We start from the raw sequence: 19,325 nt of genomic DNA on the forward strand, positions 1-19,325 counted from the left end.
GGCCCTGGCCTTGGTCCGGGCCCTGGCCTTGGTCCGGGCCCTGGCCTTGGTCCGGGCCCTGGCCTTGGTCCGGGCCCTGGCCTTGGTCCGGGCCCCGGCCCTTGTCCGGGCCCCGGTCCGGGTCCGGGGCCGGTAGCTGTGCCCGCGCTGCCCGCGCTGCCCGCGCTGCCCGCGCTGGCAGCGCCGACCGTGTCAGCCGCGCTGGCCACGCCGGCCGCGTCGCCCGCGTCGCCCGCGCCACCTGCGTAGGCCGCACCAGTCGCGTCGGCCGTGTCGCCTGCGATGGTCGCGTCGGCAGGGCGGCCCGGGTTGTCGCCCGGGTCGCCTGGACCGGTCGCGTCGATCACCTCGGCCGGGCCGACCGGGCTGGCCGGGCCGACCGGGCTGGCCGCGCTGCCCGCCGAGGCCGGGCCGGGCGGCGCGGCGGCGGTGGGGGTCATGAGGCGGCCCCGCGTTCGTCCGCGCCCGCCCCGGTGCCGGCCCCTGCGGGGGGTGCGGAACCGGCGCCGGGCCGGGCCGCGGTCGCGGTCCCGCCCGCGTCGGCCGCGGCGAAGGCGTCCGTCTCTCCGCGGGTGGGCATCGAGTCCTGAGCCCCCGGCCGCTGGACCGAGAGCGCCGCCGCCGCCGAGGCCCAGCGCAGGGCCTCCGGCATCGCACGGCCCTCGCCGAGCGCCACGGCGAGGGCGCCGACGAAGGTGTCCCCGGCGGCGGTGGTGTCCACCGCCCGTACCGGCGTGGCCGGCACGGCCAGCGGTTCCCGGCCGCGAGCGGCCCACAGCACGCCGGCCGCCCCCAGGGTGACGACCACCTCCGGCACCTCGTGCAGCAGCGCCGCGGCGGCCTGGCGGGGGTCGGTGAGGCCGGTGAGGGCGGCCGCCTCGTGCTCGTTGGGGACCAGGAGGTCGGTGGCGGCGAGGAGTTCGGCCGGCAGCGGCCGGGCCGGTGCCGGGGTGAGGACCGTACGGACGCCGTGTGCGCGGGCGGCCCGGGCACCGGCGAGGACGGCCTCCAGGGGGAGTTCGAGCTGGAGGAGGAGCGTGTCCGAGGCGGCGATCCGGCTGTCGTCGCCCGCCTCCAGGCCGGTGACGCGGGCATTGGCGCCCGGGATCACGACAATGCTGTTGCCGCCCTCGTCGTCCACGGTGATGTGGGCGGTGCCGCTGGCACCCTCCACCGTGCGCAGGGCCGCCGTCTCGACCCCGGCCGAGGCGAGCGCGGAGCGCAGCCGTACGCCGAACTCGTCGGCCCCGACCGCCCCGATCATCACCACCTCTCCGCCGAGGCGGGCGGCGGCCACGGCCTGGTTGGCCCCCTTGCCGCCGGGGACGGTGCGGAAGGCGCTGCCGGTCACGGTCTCCCCCGTGCGGGGGGCCTTGGGGACGTAGGCGACGAGGTCCATGTTCGTACTGCCGAGCACGGCGATGGCCGTCATGAGCGTGCTGCCTCCTGTGCGGTGAGGTGGGCGAGGGTGTCGAAACCGGCTCCGTCGAAGCCGGGGACGCTGGTGGCGAGGCGGTTCCTGAGCGGGGCGGTCCAGCGCTCGGGGAGGGCGTCCGGCGAGCCGGCGAGGAGCCCGGCGAGGGCGCCGGCGGTGGCCCCGTTGGAGTCGGTGTCCCAGCCGCCCGACACGGCGCCGCAGACGGAGCGGGTGAAGTCCCCGTCGGCGTGGGTGAGGGCGGCGGCGATCAGGGCGGTGTTGGGGACGGCGTGGACCCAGTGGTAGTGGCCGTAGCGGGCGTGCAGGGCGTCGACGACGCGGTCGAAGCCGGCCGCGGCCCCGGCGGCGGCGGCCGCTGCGGCGATCCCGAAGCGGACGGCTTCGGCGAGGCGCGAGCGCGGTGGTACGGCGGCCAGCCCGGCCCGCAGCGCTCGGTGCACGTCCGCGCCGCCGCCGGCGGCCTCGGCGGTGGCGGCGGCGACGAGGAGGGCGGCGTAGACGCCGTTGCCGGTGTGGGTCAAGGCGGCGTCCCGGTACGCCTGGGCCGCGGCGGCGGCCGGGTCGCCCGGATTGGTCCAGCCGTGGACGTCGGCGCGGATGAGGGCGCCGATCCACTCCCGGAAGGGGTTGTGGTGGGTGGCGGTGGCGGGGGGCTCCAGCCCGAGGAGCAGATTGCGGTAGGCGGCGCGCTCGGCGGTGAAGGTCCGCCCCGCGGGCAGTTCGTCGAGCCAGAGGCGGGCGACGTCGGCGGTGGTGAAGCGCTTGCCGCACCGCTGGAGCAACAGCAGGTTCAGCAGGGGGTAGTTGAGATCGTCGTCCTCCGGCATGCCGTCGATGTTCTCAGCGAGGGAGGTGGGGGCGGAGCGGCGGTTCCACGGGTGGGCGGCCAGCAGCTCCGCGGGGACTCCGCGGGCGGTGAACCAGTCGTCGAGCGGCCAGTTGCCGGCGGCGCGGGCCAAGGCCCGGATGCCGGCCAGGGGCAGCTTCTCGACGGGCTTGCCGAGGAGGCACCCGGCGGCCCGCCCCAACCAGGCGGCTTCCAGCCGGGTCCGGAGTACCGGATCGGGGGCTCCGCGGGCCGGGTCCGGCGGGAGGCCGGGCCGCGGCCCGCGCTCGGGAGCGCGCCCGTGGTGCGGCTCCGGCCGGGGGCGGGGTGCCGGGGTGGCGTCGCGGGCGGCGTCGGGGGCGGGGCCGGGGGCGGGGGAGCCGTGCCGTGGAGCCCGCTCGCCCCCGTCCGGTGCGGCGCCGCGGAGGTCCCGACCCGGCGGGACGGCCCCGGCCGGGCCTGCGGCGGCGTGCGGCCCGGGCCGGCAGGCCGCGCTGATCGCCTCCCAGGACTGCGGCTCGTTCGCGCGGGAGGGGGCCGGGAGCGCCGCCAGCTCGTCGAGGAGCCGGGAGGCCAGGGCGCGCAGTTCCGGCGGCGCCGGCACGTCGCGGGCTCCGGCCCGCTCCGGAGCTTCGCGACCGCCCGCGGCCCGCCAGGTCCGCCGGACGGCGTCCGCGTCCCGGCCGTCCTCGGCGGCCTGCCGGAGCTCGTGCCCGACGAGGTCCTCGGGCTGCGCCCAGGTGAGCCGTACGGGCCGTCCGGCGGGCGGGGCGGCGGGCTGCGTCCCGGCCGGCTCGTGCCGGACGCCGCCGGGGGGTGCGGGGGCTCCGCCGGGGGCCGCGTGTGGGGTGTGCCGCTCGGCCGGCTCGTGCCGGGCGCCGCCGGGGGGTGCCGGGGCCCGGCCGGGGGCCGCGTGTGGGGTGGGCGGTCCGGGCGCCGGGTCTGGAGCGGGCTCCGTTCCCGGGTCGCCGGGGGTTGCCGTGGCCCTGCCGGGGGCCGCGTGCGGTCCGGCTGCCGATTCTGGTGCGGGCTCTGGTTCCGGGGTGTCGGGGCGTGCGGGGGCTCCGCCGGGGGCCGTGTGCGGGGTGTTCCGTCCGTGCGCCGGGCCCGTCGGGGTGTGGACCCCGGCGCCCGGACGGGTGGTTGTGGGGGTTGGGTCGGGCCGCGTCCGGGGGCCGCCGGGGGGTGCGGGGTCCGGGCGGGTGGCCGGGGGTGCGGTCGGGCGGGTCGGGCGGGTTTCCGTGCGCGGTTCGGCGGCCGCGGGGGGCGGGGTGGGTTCCGGGGGCCGTGCGCGGGCGGTCACCGGGAGGTCGCGAGGGCGGTGAAGGCCGCCTCGTGGGCCCGGCGGCGGGAGCGGTCCAGCGCGAAGACCTCCCGGGCCACCTCCGCCAGCGCCGCGGCCGGGGCGTGCAGGTCGAGGCGGCTCGCTTCGGCGACCTGCTTGGCCCAGGCCTCGGGGACCGCCGCCTCGCCGCCCAGGGCTCCCGCGATCGCCCCCGCCATCGTGGCGATGGAGTCGCAGTCGCGGCCGTAGTTGACGGCGCCGAGGACCGAGGCCTCGTACGCTCCGTCCGCGATCAGCAGCATGCCGAGGGCGACCGGCAGTTCCTCGATGGAGTGCAGCCGGGACGGGCGCCGCGCCCCCAGCGACGGCGCGCGGTAGTCCGGGCCGACCGAGTCGTAGGGGGCCACGGCGGTCCGGAGCGGGACCAGTGCCGACTCGAAGTCCCGGTGGCGGCGCGCCACCTCGCAGACCGCCTCGACGGCCGCGCGGGTGCCGTCCTTGGCCAGGGCGAGGGCGGTGTCCACCACCGAGGCGGCGGTGGCGCCCGGGACGCAGGCGGCCGCCACCGCCGCGGCGAACACGCCCGCCGCCTCCCGCCCGTACGAGGACTGGTGCGCCCCGGCGACGTCCAGCGCCTCCGCGTACGCGCCCGCCGGGTTGCCCGCGTTGACGATGCCCACCGGCGCCATGTACATCGCCGCCCCGCAGTTGACGATGTTGCCGCTGCCCGCCTCGCGCGGGTCCACATGTGCGTAGTGCAGCCGGGCCACGATCCACTTCTCGGCGAGGAAGATCCGCTGCAAGGGCAGGGCCTCCGCTTCGAGTTCGGGGATCCACCGGGGGTTCCCCATCAGATCGGGGACCAGGTGGTCGGCGATCGAGTAGGCGTCGAGGTGGTCCCGTACGGCCTCGTAGACCCGCACCAGCGCGTGCGTCATCAAGGTGTCGTCGGTGACGTGGCCGTCGCCCTTGTGGTACGGGGCGATGGGCCGGGCCGTGCGCCAGTCGTCGTGCCACGGGCCGACGATGCCGTGCACGCGGCCGCCGTGCCGTTCCACGATCTGGTCCGGGGTCCAGCCCTCCACCGGGCCGCCGAGCGCGTCGCCGACGGCTGCTCCGACGAGGGCTCCGCGGGCCCGGTCCTCCAACGTGAGCGTCATGTCCGAATCATCCCTTGGGTGAGGTGAGTTCCGTGCCCGCCAGCAGCGCGGCGAGTTCGACGAGGTCGGTGCCGGCGAGGCGGGGGAGGGCGCAGCCGGAGAGGGTCCGGCAGGCCTCGCGCCAGGCGGCGGGGATCGAGTCGCCGCCGCCGAGCGCTCCGGTGAGCGCGCCGGCGAGGGCGGGGGCGGAGTCCGCGACGCGGGACAGGCAGGCGGCGGAGGGCACGGCCTCGGCCACCCTGCCGCGGGCGGCGGTCGCGAGGGCGAGGGCCACGGGGACGGTCTCGGCCGCGGCGATGCCGTAGCTGTAGACGTGGTCCACGATCTCGTGTTCGAGGACGGGGACGATGGAGAAGGCGCCGCCGTCGCCGCGGGTACGGGCGAGCTCGACGGCGTGGCGGGCGTTGCGGCCGATCTCGGTGGCCTCGGGGAGCTGGGCGAGCGCGGCCTCGACGGCGGCGTCGACGTCGCCTCCCGCGAGGGCGGTGGCGATGGCGGCGGCCATCGCGCGGGCGCCGTGGACGCCGTCGCCGTCCTGGGTGTAGCGCGCGTCGAACTCCGCCAGGTCCGCGGCGGCGGCCGGGGAGCCGGGGTGGACGGCGCCGAGGACGCAGGCGCGGATGCAGGCGGCGTCGTCGAAGTAGTGCGGGTTGTCGTGGCCGGTGGCGGGGGGCCGCAGCCCGGCGGCGAGGTTGCCGAGCCCGGCGCGCACGGAGATCCGGGCGCGGAGGGGGAGGACGGCGGATTCCACCTCGGGGGCGCGTTCGGCCGCGGCGGCGACCTCGGAGGCGAGGGCGTTCCAGGCGAGGTCGATGGCGGCGCGCATGCGGCGGGACCGGGAGAGGTCGCTGAGCAGGACGCCGGCGGCGGTGAGCACGGACTCGGCGGCGAAGGCCGCCCACTCGGCGTCGTCGCTCGGGCCCAGGCGCAGGGGCTCCGGGGGCTGGTTGAGGGCGATGGGGACGGGGAGGGTGGTGGTGGCGTTCTGCTCGGCGAAGGTGTCGAGCTCGCGGGTGAGACGGCGGGTCCACTCGGGCATGCGGCTGGCCCGGTGCCGGGCGGCGGGCCAGCCGGCCGCGTCGCCTGCGGCGAGCCCGAGGAGGAGCCCTTCGATGCGGCGGGGGTCGGGGGCGAGGTCCCCTGCGAGGTCCCCTGCGGGGTGCTCGGCGGTACGGACTCCCGCGCGGGGGGCTGGCGTGGGAGGGCTCGGCGGGGTTTCGGTGTCCGGTCCGGGCAGGGTGGGGGTGGCGCGCGGCGGGGCGGGCGGGTCCCCGACGACCGGCGCCTCCGGGGCGGGCGCGGCTCCGAGGTCCGCAGCCTGGTCCCCGGCCGTGCGGGGCATGTCCGCGGTCGGGGCCGCGGTGTCGGTCCGGGTGGCCGGGTTCGTGCGGGGCGGGGTCGGGGTGGCGGAGGTGCCCGGGCCTGCGGGTCGCGGTGGGGTGGTGGCGGAGGGGTTCGTGCACGGCGGTGGGGTGGTGACGGGCGGGTCCGTGCGTGGCGGCGGGGGTGGGATGGGCCGGGCGGCGGCCGTTCCGCCGATCGGGGGCAGGTCCCCGATCCCGGGGCGCCGGCCCGGTGGCGCCGGGGCGCGGAGTGCGGGCTGCGGGAGCGGGGCGTCGGCCGGTCCGGCGTCGAGCGGGTCCGCGTCGGTCGGTCCGGCGTTGAGCGGGCCCGCGGCGAGTCCGGTGTCGGCCGGGCCCGCGCCGTCCGGTCCGGGCTCGGCCCGGTCCGCGGGCGGGCGTTCCGCCGGGGGCGGCGCGGCAGGCGGCGGAGGCGGGGTCTGGGGGTCCGGGGTGTAGGGGGGCGGGGTCATCTGGGGCCCTCGTATTCGGGGGTGAGGAGGTCCGCGATGTCCAGGACGTGGTAGCCCCGCATCGAGGGCAGACAGCTGCCGCGCACCGGGCCGATGGCCGACGCCCAGGCGGCGGGGATCGCCGCGGCGCCCGACATCGCGCCGGCCAGGGCGCCGGCCACCGCCGCCGTGGTGTCCGCGTCGCGGCCCATGTTCACCGCGGTGAGCACGGAGGACGGGAAGTCGCCCCGGCACGCCGCGAACGCCCCGAAGGCCAGTCCCACCGCCTCCGGCGCCAGGTCCGTCCACGGGTAGCCGCCGATGACGACCGCCGAGCGGACCGCCCGTTCACCGCGCGGCGCCGCCGTCACCGCCCGCCGCAGGGAGCGGGCCGTCCAGGAGTCGGAGGGGATGACCGACAGCGCCGCCGAGATCACGGAGGCCGGTGAGCCGCCCGCCATGGCCGCGGCGACGCCCGCCGCGATCGCCTGCCCGCCGTAGATGCCCTCGCCGTCGTGGCTCACGCACCCGTCGATCGCGACGAGCCGCGCGGCCTCCGCCGGCCTGCCCGCCGCGAAGACCCCGAAGGGGGCCGCCCGCATCGCCAGGCCGTCCGACCAGGCGTGGCGGTGCTGGGCGGAGATGGGGGCCGCGAGCCCCCGGCGGAGGTTCTCCAGCGTGCCGCGCTCCGAGAAGCCCGCGCCGCGGAAGGGGCCCTCGTCCAGGTCCGCGATCCAGTGGTGCCAGGCCCGCTCCACGTGGGAGACCGTCAGGGCCGTGCCGTGCCGGGCCAGCAGGAGCCCGGAGAAGATCGCGTATTCGGTGTCGTCCGTACCCGCCGGGTCGTCCGACACGAAACCCTCGATGCGGCCCCACTTCGCCCGGATCTCTGACGGCTTCATGTTCTCCGCGGGGGCGCCCAGCGCGTCACCCACCGCGAGTCCCAGAAGAGCGCCCCTGGCCCGTTCGAGGAGGACCTGCGGATTGCATGCAATCAGCTCCATGGCGCGCCTCTCCACTTGATGGGACTCATGATGAGCCCTTGGGGGATTTGTGCCATGGCATGTGGTTTGTCGCTCGCCGCGAAACACCCCGCGACGGCTCCCGTCACCCGGTCGCCGATCTGCAAAACCGCAGGTAAGTACGGCCTTCCTTGCTGGCGGGCGCCGAAAATCGTGCGTAGTTTCGAGGTGTTTAGGGGGAGTGGGTGTCCGCGCGTCGACCGCGAGGCCGTTCGGCATGCCCCCGCACGCAAAAGGGGAGAGAACGCACCATGTCCATCATCGACGTCGAAGCGCCGCTGCACACCGCCCACCGCGACAACCACACCCACCGCGACGTCAACGGCGGATGGCTGCGCCCGGCGGTCTTCGGTGCCATGGACGGGCTCGTGTCGAACCTCGCCCTGATGACCGGTGTGGCCGGCGGCGCCGTCGCCCCGCACACCATCGTGATCACCGGCCTGGCGGGTCTGGCGGCCGGCGCCTTCTCGATGGCGGCCGGCGAGTACACCTCCGTCGCCTCGCAGCGCGAGCTGGTCCTCGCGGAGCTCGACATAGAGCGGCAGCAGCTGCGCAAGCACCCGGTCGACGAGATGGAGGAGCTGGCGGAGCTCTACGTCTCCCGCGGCGTCGAGCCCTCCCTCGCCCGCGAGGTCGCCATGCAGCTGTCCCGCGACCCCGAGCAGGCGCTGGAGATCCACGCCCGCGAGGAGCTCGGGATCGACCCGGACGACCTGCCGTCGCCCCTCGTCGCCGCGGTCTCCTCCTTCGGCTCCTTCGCGCTGGGCGCCCTGCTGCCGCTGCTGCCGTACCTCCTCGGCTCCGTGTCCCTGTGGCCGGCGGTGCTGCTGGCCCTGGCGGGACTCTTCGGCTGCGGCGCGGTGGTCTCGCGGGTCACCGCCCGGTCCTGGTGGTACAGCGGCCTGCGCCAGCTCGTCCTGGGTGGCGCGGCGGCGGGTGTGACGTACATCCTGGGAACCTGGATCGGTGGGGCCGTAGGCTGACCGCGCAGAGAGTGAGACACTATGCAGTACGCAACATAAGTAGTCGGTTACTCGGCGGTTTCGATCCTGTGGCCGCCGGGAATCACTTCCAGGCGCCGGGCAACGATGCCCCCTCGCGTCGGGACCTTCGGCCCGCGATCACCACCTGATCGACCCGCCGGGGTCCCCTCTTTCTGCCTCGCGCAGTGTCCGCATGCTGGAATGACGTATCCGCTTCTCGGGATTGTCGTCATCATGTAATCTGCACGAAATTTCGCAGAGGGCCAACGTCGTCCCTCGGCTATGCACATATGCCACGACGACGACGGGAGAGCCGATGCGTTCCGCATCCACGCACTCCGCGACCGGCTCCAGCACCAACGCCTGGTCGCCCATGGACGGTCGCCCCGCCCAGCAGGGCATGTACGACCCGCGCAACGAGCACGACGCCTGCGGCGTCGGCTTCGTGGCCAACCTCACCGGCGAGGCCGGCCACACGCTGGTCGAGCAGGCGCTGACCGTATTGCGGAACCTCGAGCACCGCGGCGCGACGGGCTCCGAGCCCGACTCGGGCGACGGCGCCGGAATCCTCTGCCAGGTGCCGGACGCGTTCCTGCGCGAGGTGGCCGGCTTCGAGCTCCCCGAGGCCGGCGCGTACGCCGTCGGCATCGCCTTCCTGCCCGCCGACGACTCCGCACAGGCCGTCGCGCAGATCGAGGCCATCGCCGCCGAGGAGGACCTCACGGTCCTCGGCTGGCGCGAGGTCCCGGTCACCCCGGACCTGCTCGGCAACGGCGCCCGCGCCACCATGCCGGCCTTCTCGCAGCTCTTCGTGAGCAACGGGAGTACCGGCATCGAGCTGGACCGCAAGGCCTTCGTGCTGCGCAAGCGCGCCGAGCGCGAAGCCGGGGTCTACTTCCCGTCGCTGTCCGCGCGCACCATCGTCTACAAGGGCATGCTGACCACCGGCCAGCTGGAGCCCTTCTTCCCGGACCTCTCCGACCGCCGCTTCGCGTCGACGCTCGCCCTGGTCCACTCCCGGTTCTCGACGAACACCTTCCCGTCCTGGCCGCTCGCCCACCCGTACCGCTTCGTCGCGCACAACGGCGAGATCAACACGGTCAAGGGCAACCGGAACTGGATGAAGGCCCGCGAGTCCCAGCTGGCCTCCGGGGTCTTCGGCGAGGGCGCGCTGGACCGGATCTTCCCGATCTGCACCCCGGACGCCTCCGACTCCGCCTCCTTCGACGAGGTCCTGGAGCTGCTCCACCTCGGCGGGCGCTCCCTGCCGCACAGCGTGCTGATGATGATCCCGGAGGCGTGGGAGAACCACACCTCCATGGACCCGGCGCTGCGCGCGTTCTACAAGTACCACTCCACGCAGATGGAGCCGTGGGACGGCCCGGCCTGCGTCACCTTCACCGACGGCACCCAGGTCGGCGCGGTCCTCGACCGCAACGGCCTGCGCCCCGGCCGCTACTGGGTCACCGACGACGGCCTCGTCGTCCTCGGCTCCGAGGTCGGCGTGCTCGACATCGACCCGGCCAAGGTCGTCCGCAAGGGCCGCCTGCAGCCCGGCAAGATGTTCCTCGTCGACACCGCCCAGCACCGGATCATCGAGGACTCCGAGATCAAGGCCGAGCTGGCCGGCGCCGCTCCGTACGCCGAATGGCTGGAGACCGGCGAGATCGAGCTGACGGACCTGCCCGAGCGCGAGCACATCGTGCACACCCACGCCTCGGTCACCCGCCGCCAGCAGACCTTCGGCTACACCGAGGAAGAGCTGCGCGTCATCCTCGCGCCGATGGCCCGCACCGGCGGCGAGCCCCTGGGCTCCATGGGCACGGACTCCCCGATCGCGGCCCTGTCCGAGCGCCCCCGACTGCTCTTCGACTACTTCACGCAGCTCTTCGCGCAGGTCACCAACCCGCCGCTGGACGCCATCCGCGAGGAGCTCGTCACCTCGCTGCTGTCCTCGCTGGGCCCGCAGGGCAACCTGCTGGAGCCGACCGCCGCGTCCTGCCGCAGCGTCACCCTGCCCTTCCCGGTGATCGACAACGACGAGCTGGCCAAGCTCATACACGTCAACGCCGATGGCGACATGCCGGGCATGAAGGCCGCGACGCTCTCCGGCCTCTACCGGGTCTCCGGCGGCGGCGACGCGCTCGCCGCCCGCCTGGACGAGATCCGGGGCGAGGTCGACGCGGCCATCGCGAACGGCGCGCACCTGATCGTCCTGTCGGACCGCCACTCGGACGCCGAGCACGCGCCGATCCCGTCGCTGCTCCTCACCTCCGCGGTGCACCACCACCTCATCGCCACCAAGCAGCGCACCCGCGTGGGCCTGCTGGTCGAGGCCGGCGACGTCCGCGAGGTCCACCACGTCGCGCTGCTGATCGGCTACGGCGCGGCCGCCGTCAACCCGTACCTCGCCATGGAGTCCGTCGAGGACCTGCTGCGCGCGGGTACCTTCCTGACCGGCCTGGAGCCGGAGCAGGCCATCAAGAACCTGATCTACGCGCTGGGCAAGGGCGTCCTGAAGGTCATGTCCAAGATGGGCATCTCCACCGTCGCCTCCTACCGCGGCGCCCAGGTCTTCGAGGCCGTGGGCCTGAACGAGGAGTTCGTCGGCGCGTACTTCGCCGGCACCGCCACCAAGATCGGCGGCGCCGGCCTGGACGTCATCGCCAAGGAGGTGGCCGCGCGCCACGCCAAGGCCTACCCGGCCTCCGGCATCGCGGCCACGCACCGCGCGCTGGAGATCGGCGGCGAGTACCAGTGGCGCCGCGAGGGCGAGCCGCACCTGTTCGACCCCGAGACGGTCTTCCGCCTCCAGCACGCCACCCGCAACCGCCGCTACGACATCTTCAAGCAGTACACGGACCGGGTGAACGAGCAGTCCGAGCGCCTGATGACGCTGCGCGGGCTCTTCGGGTTCAAGACCGACGGGGCGGGAGCCCGCCCGCCGATCTCCGTCGACGAGGTCGAGTCGGTCGCCGACATCGTCAAGCGCTTCTCCACCGGCGCCATGTCGTACGGCTCCATCTCGGGCGAGGCCCACGAGACCCTCGCCATCGCCATGAACCAGCTGGGCGGCAAGTCCAACACCGGTGAGGGCGGCGAGGACCCGGACCGCCTCTACGACCCGGCGCGCCGCTCCGCCATCAAGCAGGTCGCCTCCGGCCGCTTCGGTGTGACGAGCGAGTACCTGGTCAACGCGGACGACATCCAGATCAAGATGGCGCAGGGCGCCAAGCCCGGCGAGGGCGGCCAGCTGCCCGGCCACAAGGTCTACCCGTGGGTCGCCAAGACCCGGCACTCCACCCCGGGCGTCGGCCTGATCTCCCCGCCGCCGCACCACGACATCTACTCCATCGAGGACCTGGCCCAGCTGATCCACGACCTCAAGAACGCCAACCCGGCCGCCCGCATCCACGTGAAGCTGGTCTCCGAGGTCGGCGTGGGCACGGTCGCCGCGGGCGTCTCCAAGGCGCACGCGGACGTCGTCCTGATCTCCGGCCACGACGGCGGCACGGGCGCCTCGCCGCTCACCTCGCTGAAGCACGCGGGCGGACCCTGGGAGCTCGGCCTCGCCGAGACCCAGCAGACGCTGCTGCTCAACGGACTGCGCGACCGCATCGTCGTCCAGACGGACGGCCAGCTCAAGACCGGCCGCGACGTGGTCATCGCCGCGCTGCTCGGCGCCGAGGAGTTCGGTTTCGCCACCGCGCCGCTCGTCGTCTCCGGCTGCGTCATGATGCGGGTCTGCCACCTGGACACCTGTCCGGTCGGCATCGCCACGCAGAACCCGGTCCTGCGCGAGCGCTTCTCGGGCAAGCCCGAGTTCGTCGTCAACTTCTTCGAGTTCATCGCCGAGGAGGTCCGCGAGATCCTCGCCGAGCTGGGCTTCCGCACGATCGAAGAGGCCGTCGGCCACGCCGAACTCCTCGACACCACCAAGGCCGTCACGCACTGGAAGGCCCAGGGCCTCGACCTGGAGCCGCTCTTCTACGTGCCCGAACTGCCCGAGGGCGCGGTCCGCCACGCCCTGATCGAGCAGGACCACGGTCTGGAGAAGGCCCTGGACAACGAGCTGATCAAGCTCTCGGCCGACGCGCTGAACGCCGCCTCGGCCGAGGAGGCCCAGCCGGTCCGCGCCCGGGTCGCGATCCGCAACATCAACCGGACCGTCGGCACCATGCTCGGCCACGAGGTCACCAAGCGGTTCGGCGGTGCGGGCCTGCCCGACGACACCATCGACCTCACCTTCACCGGGTCGGCCGGCCAGTCCTTCGGCGCCTTCGTGCCGAAGGGCATCACCCTCCGCCTCGAGGGCGACGCCAACGACTACGTGGGCAAGGGCCTCTCGGGCGGCCGGATCGTGGTCCGCCCGGACCGCGGCGCCGACCACCTCGCCGAGTACTCGACCATCGCCGGCAACACCATCGGCTACGGCGCGACCGGCGGCGAGATGTTCCTGCGCGGCCGCACCGGCGAGCGCTTCTGCGTCCGCAACTCCGGTGCGCTGGTCGTCTCGGAGGGCGTGGGCGACCACGGCTGCGAGTACATGACCGGCGGCCGGGCGGTCGTCCTGGGCGAGACGGGCCGCAACTTCGCGGCCGGCATGTCGGGCGGCGTCGCGTACGTCATCGACCTCGACCCGGACAACGTCAACCTCGGCAACGCGGACGCCGTCGAGACCGTCCTGTCCGACACGGACAAGCAGTGGCTGCACGATGTCGTGCGCCGCCACGAGGAGGAGACCGGCTCCACCGTCGCCGCGAAGCTCCTCGCCGACTGGTCCGTCGCGGCGGACCGCTTCAGCAAGATCATCCCGACCACGTACAAGGCAGTGCTCGCCGCCAAGGACGCCGCTGAGCTGGCCGGACTCTCGGAGACCGAGACCACCGAGAAGATGATGGAGGCGGCGACCCATGGCTGACCCGAAGGGCTTCCTCACCACGACCCGCGAGACCGCCTGCACCCGTCCCGTCGCGGAGCGGCTGAAGGACTGGAACGAGGTCTACGTCCCGGGCTCGCTGCTCCCGATCATCAGCAAGCAGGCCGGCCGCTGCATGGACTGCGGCATCCCCTTCTGCCACAACGGCTGTCCGCTCGGGAACCTGATCCCCGAGTGGAACGACTTCGCCTACCGCGAGGACTGGACCGCGGCGTCGGAGCGGCTGCACGCGACGAACAACTTCCCGGAGTTCACCGGCCGCCTGTGCCCGGCTCCCTGCGAGTCGGCCTGCGTCCTGGGCATCAACCAGCCCGCGGTCACCATCAAGAACGTCGAAGTCTCGATCATCGACAAGGCCTGGGACAACGGCGGCGTCACCCCGCAGCCCCCGGAGCGCCTCTCGGGCAAGACCGTCGCCGTCATCGGCTCGGGCCCCGCGGGGCTCGCCGCCGCCCAGCAGCTGACGCGGGCCGGACACACGGTCGCCGTGTACGAGCGCGCCGACCGCGTCGGCGGCCTGCTCCGCTACGGCATCCCCGAGTTCAAGATGGAGAAGGTGCACATCAACCGCCGCATCGAGCAGATGCGCGCGGAGGGCACCAAGTTCCGTACCGGTGTGGAGATCGGCCGCGACCTGGACGCTACGCAGCTGCGCCGGCGCTACGACGCGGTCGTCATCGCGGCCGGCGCGACCGTCTCCCGCGACCTGCCGGTCCCGGGCCGCGAGCTGAACGGCATCCACTTCGCGATGGAGTACCTGCCGCTCGCCAACAAGGTCCAGGAGGGCGACTTCATGGCGCCCCCCATCACCGCCGAGGGCAAGCACGTCGTGGTCATCGGCGGCGGCGACACCGGCGCGGACTGCGTGGGCACCGCCCACCGCCAGGGCGCGGCCTCGGTCACGCAGCTGGAGATCATGCCGCGCCCCTCGGAGGACCGGACCGCCGGCCAGCCGTGGCCGACGTTCCCGATGCTGTACAAGGTCACCTCGGCCCACGAGGAGGGCGGCGAGCGGGTCTACTCCGTCTCCACCACCCACTTCGAGGGCGACGAGGACGGCAACGTCCAGTCGCTGCACCTCACCGAGGTGGAGTTCGTCGACGGCAAGCTCACCTCGAAGCCCGGCACCGAGCGCGTCCTCCCGGCGCAGCTGGTCACCCTGGCGATGGGCTTCACCGGCACGGACCAGGAGAACGGGCTGGTCCAGCAGTTCGGCCTGGCACTGGACGCGCGCGGCAACATCGAGCGCGACGCCTCCTACGCGACCAACGTCGACGGCGTCTTCGTCGCCGGCGACGCCGGCCGCGGCCAGTCGCTCATCGTCTGGGCCATCGCGGAGGGCCGCTCGGCCGCCCGCGGTGTGGACCGCTTCCTGACGGGTACGAGCGCCCTGCCGTACCCGGTCAAGCCGACGGACCGCTCGCTGACCGTGTAACCCTGCCCCGCCCCGGGGGCCGCGACGGCCCCCGGGTCCTCCCGCGAGGGAGGCCCCCCGCCCGCACGGGCGGGACCCCTCATACGGTCCGTACAACGGTGTACGGAACTCCGACACCGCGCCCGCTATGTCCCCGACCAGGGATAGCGGGCGCGGTGGCGTGCCGGGCGCCATCCTGGAGCAGGTTCGACGGGGCCGAGCCCGATTCGCTCGTGCGGGTGACGCACGCCGAGGGCCGTGGGAGACGCCGCTGCCGCCGGTCGCACCGCCGGTCGCGGAGGACCGGCTCGCGGCGGCCCGGCCGGACCCGGTGCGCGCGACCTGGGCCGAACGGACCATCCGCCCCGGTACGGGCCTGCGTCGAGGCGGGTGCCCGTCTGGTACCTATCGGCACCATGGCTCCCACCCGCACGCTGCTGAGCGGCCTCATCGGCGCCGCCCTGCTGTTCCCCCTCCCCCTCGCCGGCGCCACGGTCACGGCCGCCGCCGAGGCGCGGACCGTCGACTACCGCGGGCTGCGCCTCGCCCTTCCCGCCGACTGGCGGGTCGTCGACCTCGACCGGAACCCCGACGCCTGCCTGCGCCTCGACCTGCCCACCCTCTACCTCGGCCCCGCGGGCACCCAGGCCGACTGCACCGGCCGGGCCGCCGTACGCCGCGCCGACACCCTGCACCTCGAACCCCTCGACGGCGCCCCGCCGCGCGCCGACGTCCCCACCGTCGCCGTGGACTCCGTCAAGGCCCTGCCCGAGGTCCCGGCCCGCTCCGACAGCAACGAGCTCCGCTACGCCCTGCGCCGCTCCGGGATCATGGCCACCGTTTCCTACGGGGCCTCGCCCGACGCCGTACGGGAGGTCCTGGCGCAGGCCCGTACCGCCCCCGGAACCCAGCGCCCCGTGCCGGCGCCCGCCGCGGCCACGGCCGCCACCGCGGCCCTGCGCACCGCTCAGGAACCCTTCACCGGCCAGGGTTTCGACGCCTGCACGGCCCCGCCCCAGCGGTCCATGGACGCCTGGCGGGCCGCGTCCCCCTTCCGCGCGGTCGGCGTCTACATCGGGGGCCGCGCCCGTGCCTGCGCCCAGCCGCGGCTCACGGCCGCCTGGGTGCGCAAACAGGCCGAGGCGGGCTGGCACCTGATGCCGATCTGGGTGGGCCCCCAGCCCTGGCGCAGTTCCAGCACGGGCCTGTCCACCGACGCCTCCGAGGCCGACGAGCAGGGCCGCTCCGCCGCCGACGGAGCGGCGGACGCCGCCCGGTCGCTGGGGCTGCCCAAGGGCACCGTGCTCTACAACGACCTGGAGAGCTACTCCGACCGAGCCACCTGGGACGGCCCGGTCGTCTCCTACCTGACCGCCTGGACGGTCCGGCTGCACCAGCGGGGCTACCGCTCCGGCGCCTACGTCGCGGCGAGCTCCGGCGTCAAGGCGCTGAGCGCCCACCACCACCAGGCCCCCGGCGCCATGCCGGACGTGCTGTGGGTGGCCCGCTGGAACGGAGTCGCCTCCGTCGCCAACGCCGAGCTGGGCCTGCCCAAGGGGACCGCCCAGTGGGCCGGGCGGCGCCGGGCCCACCAGTTCCGCGGGGACCACCACGCCTCGTACGGCGGGGTGACCATCAACATCGACCGCAACTGGGTGGACGTCGACCCCACCGCGCTCGGGCGCGGCGGGAGCCCCCGCCCGCTCAGCTGACCGGGTCCTCCCGGGCCGGCTCGTCGTCGTTGCCCCGGCGGATGGTGCGCAGGCCGCCCGCCGGGGTCCACGCCCGCACGACCAGTTCCTCGCCCTCCACGCCGATGTGGACCACCTCCGTCAGGTCCGCGTGGAAGAGGTGGAAGGGGTGCGGGGAATCGGTCTCCTCCGCGTACCGGTGCAGTTCGGGCGGGTCCACGATCTCCACGGCCCGCCCCGACACCCGCACGTCCCCGTCCGGCAGGGTCTCGCCCTCGCCCGGGTTGGTGTGCAGGGCGAAGCGCGGGTCGCGCTGGAGGTCCCGGGCCTTCATCGATCCCGGCATCATGCCCAGCCACAGCTCCCCGCCGCGGATTTCGACGTTCAGCCCGGCCACGCGCGGGGACCCGTCCTTGCGGAGGGTGGCGAGGACGTGGTGCGCGTACTGCGCGAAGCGGTCCCGGACCGCCTTCGCGAACTCCGGCTCGGCCTTCTCGAAGGCGGCCCAGTTGGTGATCGTCATGCCGACATGAAACCCCTCGGGCGAGGAACTCACCGGCCGCCGAGGCGGCCCGGCGTGGCGAGGACCGCCGCCCGGCACGCCGACGGCGTGCCCCAGGCGTCCCGCAGGGGGCGGGCCTTGCGCAGCCACAGGGACAGGTCCAACTCCTCGGTGTAGCCGACCGCGCCGTGCACCTGGAGCGCCGTCAGCGCCACCCGGTAGGCCGACTCCCCGGCCGCGACCTTCGCCGCCGCCACCTCGCCCGGGTCGAGCGACAGCGCTGCCGCCCACACCAGGGGACGGGCGAACTCCAGGTCGAGCAGGGAGTCCGCCAGCCGGTGCTTGACCGCCTGGAACCCGCCGATCGGCGTCCCGAACTGGGTGCGCTGCCCGGCGTACTCCACCGTCCGGGCCAGCAGTGCCTCCCCCACGCCCAGGCACTGGGCCGCCGTCAGCAGCCGCGCCCAGCGCCCGGCCGCCCCCGCCGCCCGCGCCACCCGGGGCCCGGCGGCGAGCAGTTCACCCCCGGGCGCCGGGACGGACAGCCGTCGCACGGGGTCCGTCGAGACCAGGAGCGGGCCGCCGCCCTCCCCGGCCAGCCGCAGCTCGCCCGCGCCGGACACGGTGAAGCAGTACGTCGCCGCGTCCGCGTCCAGGGCGTACGGACCCCCGTCCGGCAGGGTCAGCGTCGCCGAGGCCCCGCCCGCGGCCAGCCCCGGCAGGAACCGTGCGGCCAGGGCCCCGTCGCCCAGCTCCGCCAGCAGGACGGCGGCGGCCGCGGTCTCCACCACCGGTCCGGGCACCCCCGCCCGGCCCAGCTCCACGAAGCCCAGCGCCAGCTCCGCCGGGAGCGGGCCCAGGCCGTCGTACGCCTGCGGCACGGCCAGGGCGAAGAACCCCGTGTCCGCAAGGGCCGACCAGAGCGCCCGCCCCGGCCCGTGCCCGCCGGCCGCCCAGGCCCGTACCGCCGCCGGGACGTCGGCGGCGGCCAGCAGCGAGCGCAGGGTCCGGGCGAAGTCCGACTGCTCGTCGGTCGGCAGGAAGCGCATCAGCGGCGGCCCTTCGGGAGGCCGAGCAGCCGCTCGGCGATGATGTCGCGCTGGATCTCGTTGGTCCCCGCGTAGATCGGCCCGGCCAGCGAGAAGATCCACGGCTCGGCCCACTCGCCCCCGGCGAGCTCCGCGTCCGGCCCCAGCAGGTCCAGGGCCGTCTCGTGCAGGGCGATGTCGTACTGCGACCAGAACACCTTGTTCAGGCTGGACTCGGCGCCGATCGTCTCGCCGCGCGCGAAGCGGGAGGCGTTGGCCCAGGTGAACAGCTCGTACGCGCGGGCCCCGATCACGGCGTCCGCCACCCGGTCCCGCAGCGCGGTGTCGCCGGGGTCCCCCGCCTCCTCCCACAGCCCGGCGAGCCGGTCCGCGGCCGCCAGGAACCGGCCCGGCGACCGCAGCGTCAGCCCCCGCTCGTTGCCGGTGGCCGACATGGCGATCCGCCACCCCTGCCCCGGCTCCCCGATGACGTCCCCGTCCGGTACGAAGACCCGGTCCAGGAAGAGCTCCGCGAAGGCGGGCTTGCCGTCCAGGCGCCCGATGGGCCGCACCGTCACCCCCGGCGCCCGCAGGTCGAACATCAGGTACGTCAGCCCCTGGTGCGGCCTCGCCGCCTGCGGGTCGGTGCGGAAGATGCCGAAGGCCCGGTCGGCGAAGGCGGCCCGCGAGGACCAGGTCTTCTGCCCGGACAGCAGCCAGCCGCCCTCCGTGCGGACCGCCCGCGACCTCAGGGAGGCCAGGTCGGAGCCGGACTCCGGCTCCGACCAGGCCTGCGCCCAGATCTCCGCGCCGCTCGCCATGGCCGGCAGCACCCGGGCGCGCTGCTCCGCACTCGCGTGGTCGAAGAGGGTCGGGGCCAGCAGGTTGATGCCGTTCTGCGAGACCCGGCCGGGCGCGCCCGCCGCCCAGTACTCCTCCTCGAAGACCAGCCACCGCACGATGTCCACGCCCCGGCCCCCGTACTCCTCGGGCCAGGACACGACCGACCAGCGGTCGGCGTGCAGGCGCGCCTCCCACTCGCGGTGGGCGGCGAAGCCCTCCTCCGTCTCCAGCGAAGGCAGGGGGACCGCGGGAACGTGGGCGGCGAGCCAGGAGCGGGCCTCGGCCCGGAAGGCCTCCGCCGCAGCCGTCTGGGTCAGGTCCATCAGGTGTTCGCCTCCTCGGCCGCGGCGGGTGGAGCCGCCGCACATCCTTCCCTAACAAGTGTTTGGTAGATTAACGTAC

The 19,325-nt window shown here is 75.0% G+C and carries 12 protein-coding genes; 4 read left to right on the forward strand and 8 right to left on the reverse strand.

What is annotated here, in order from left to right:
- Positions 1-436: 436 nt before the first annotated feature.
- The 5 genes from rbsK to ACFWU6_RS08120 all read right to left on the reverse strand — a co-directional run bounded on the left by rbsK (position 437) and on the right by ACFWU6_RS08120 (position 7,505).
- Positions 437-1,432, reverse strand: coding sequence for a ribokinase (gene rbsK, locus ACFWU6_RS08100; protein ID WP_383979332.1), 996 nt, complete (start codon positions 1,430-1,432; stop codon positions 437-439).
- Complete coding sequence (locus ACFWU6_RS08105; RefSeq protein WP_383979334.1) at positions 1,429-2,868, reverse strand: ADP-ribosylglycohydrolase family protein; 1,440 nt, start codon at positions 2,866-2,868, stop codon at positions 1,429-1,431. Before ACFWU6_RS08105 ends, rbsK begins: the two co-directional genes overlap by 4 nt.
- Positions 2,869-3,563: 695 nt before the next feature.
- Positions 3,564-4,709, reverse strand: coding sequence for an ADP-ribosylglycohydrolase family protein (locus ACFWU6_RS08110; protein WP_383810791.1), 1,146 nt, complete (start codon positions 4,707-4,709; stop codon positions 3,564-3,566).
- 7 nt (positions 4,710-4,716) lie between these two features.
- A complete protein-coding gene (locus tag ACFWU6_RS08115; protein WP_383979458.1) occupies positions 4,717-6,051 on the reverse strand; it encodes an ADP-ribosylglycohydrolase family protein in 1,335 nt (444 codons plus the stop codon).
- Between the two features lie 467 nt (positions 6,052-6,518).
- Positions 6,519-7,505: an ADP-ribosylglycohydrolase family protein gene (locus ACFWU6_RS08120; protein WP_383979337.1), complete on the reverse strand. Its 987-nt coding sequence runs from the start codon at positions 7,503-7,505 to the stop codon at positions 6,519-6,521.
- Between the two features lie 269 nt (positions 7,506-7,774).
- On the opposite strand from ACFWU6_RS08120, the gene ACFWU6_RS08125 reads away from it, so the two are divergent.
- The 4 genes from ACFWU6_RS08125 (at position 7,775) to ACFWU6_RS08140 (ending at position 16,571) form a co-directional block, all read left to right on the forward strand.
- Positions 7,775-8,506 carry a VIT1/CCC1 transporter family protein gene (locus ACFWU6_RS08125; RefSeq protein WP_383810797.1) on the forward strand — a complete coding sequence of 244 codons (732 nt, stop codon included), beginning with the start codon at positions 7,775-7,777 and terminating at the stop codon, positions 8,504-8,506.
- A gap of 373 nt (positions 8,507-8,879) precedes the next feature.
- Positions 8,880-13,427: a glutamate synthase large subunit gene (gltB, locus tag ACFWU6_RS08130; protein ID WP_383810829.1), complete on the forward strand. Its 4,548-nt coding sequence runs from the start codon at positions 8,880-8,882 to the stop codon at positions 13,425-13,427.
- Positions 13,420-14,880, forward strand: a complete 1,461-nt coding sequence (locus ACFWU6_RS08135; protein ID WP_383810799.1) for a glutamate synthase subunit beta — start codon at positions 13,420-13,422, stop codon at positions 14,878-14,880. Before gltB ends, ACFWU6_RS08135 begins: the two co-directional genes overlap by 8 nt.
- Positions 14,881-15,275: 395 nt before the next feature.
- Entirely contained in the window at positions 15,276-16,571 is a 1,296-nt protein-coding gene (locus ACFWU6_RS08140) for a DUF1906 domain-containing protein (protein WP_383979340.1), read from the forward strand.
- On the opposite strand, the gene ACFWU6_RS08145 is transcribed toward ACFWU6_RS08140, so the two are convergent.
- The 3 genes from ACFWU6_RS08145 to ACFWU6_RS08155 are packed head-to-tail and all read right to left on the reverse strand — an operon-like array spanning position 16,564 to position 19,246.
- Positions 16,564-17,073 carry a pyridoxamine 5'-phosphate oxidase family protein gene (locus tag ACFWU6_RS08145; RefSeq protein ID WP_383810805.1) on the reverse strand — a complete coding sequence of 170 codons (510 nt, stop codon included), beginning with the start codon at positions 17,071-17,073 and terminating at the stop codon, positions 16,564-16,566. The two genes, ACFWU6_RS08140 and ACFWU6_RS08145, sit on opposite strands and share 8 nt — an antisense overlap.
- Before the next feature lie 29 nt (positions 17,074-17,102).
- The gene (locus tag ACFWU6_RS08150; protein ID WP_383810808.1) at positions 17,103-18,101 is read right to left on the reverse strand and encodes an acyl-CoA dehydrogenase family protein; all 999 of its coding nucleotides are present in this window, start codon (positions 18,099-18,101) and stop codon (positions 17,103-17,105) included.
- The gene (locus tag ACFWU6_RS08155) at positions 18,101-19,246 is read right to left on the reverse strand and encodes an acyl-CoA dehydrogenase family protein (protein WP_383810811.1); all 1,146 of its coding nucleotides are present in this window, start codon (positions 19,244-19,246) and stop codon (positions 18,101-18,103) included. The genes ACFWU6_RS08150 and ACFWU6_RS08155 overlap by 1 nt, the downstream gene beginning before the upstream one ends.
- Between the last annotated feature and the right edge of the window lie 79 nt (positions 19,247-19,325).

The organism is Streptomyces sp. NPDC058674, assembly GCF_042716505.1.
Classification (GTDB): domain Bacteria; phylum Actinomycetota; class Actinomycetes; order Streptomycetales; family Streptomycetaceae; genus Streptomyces.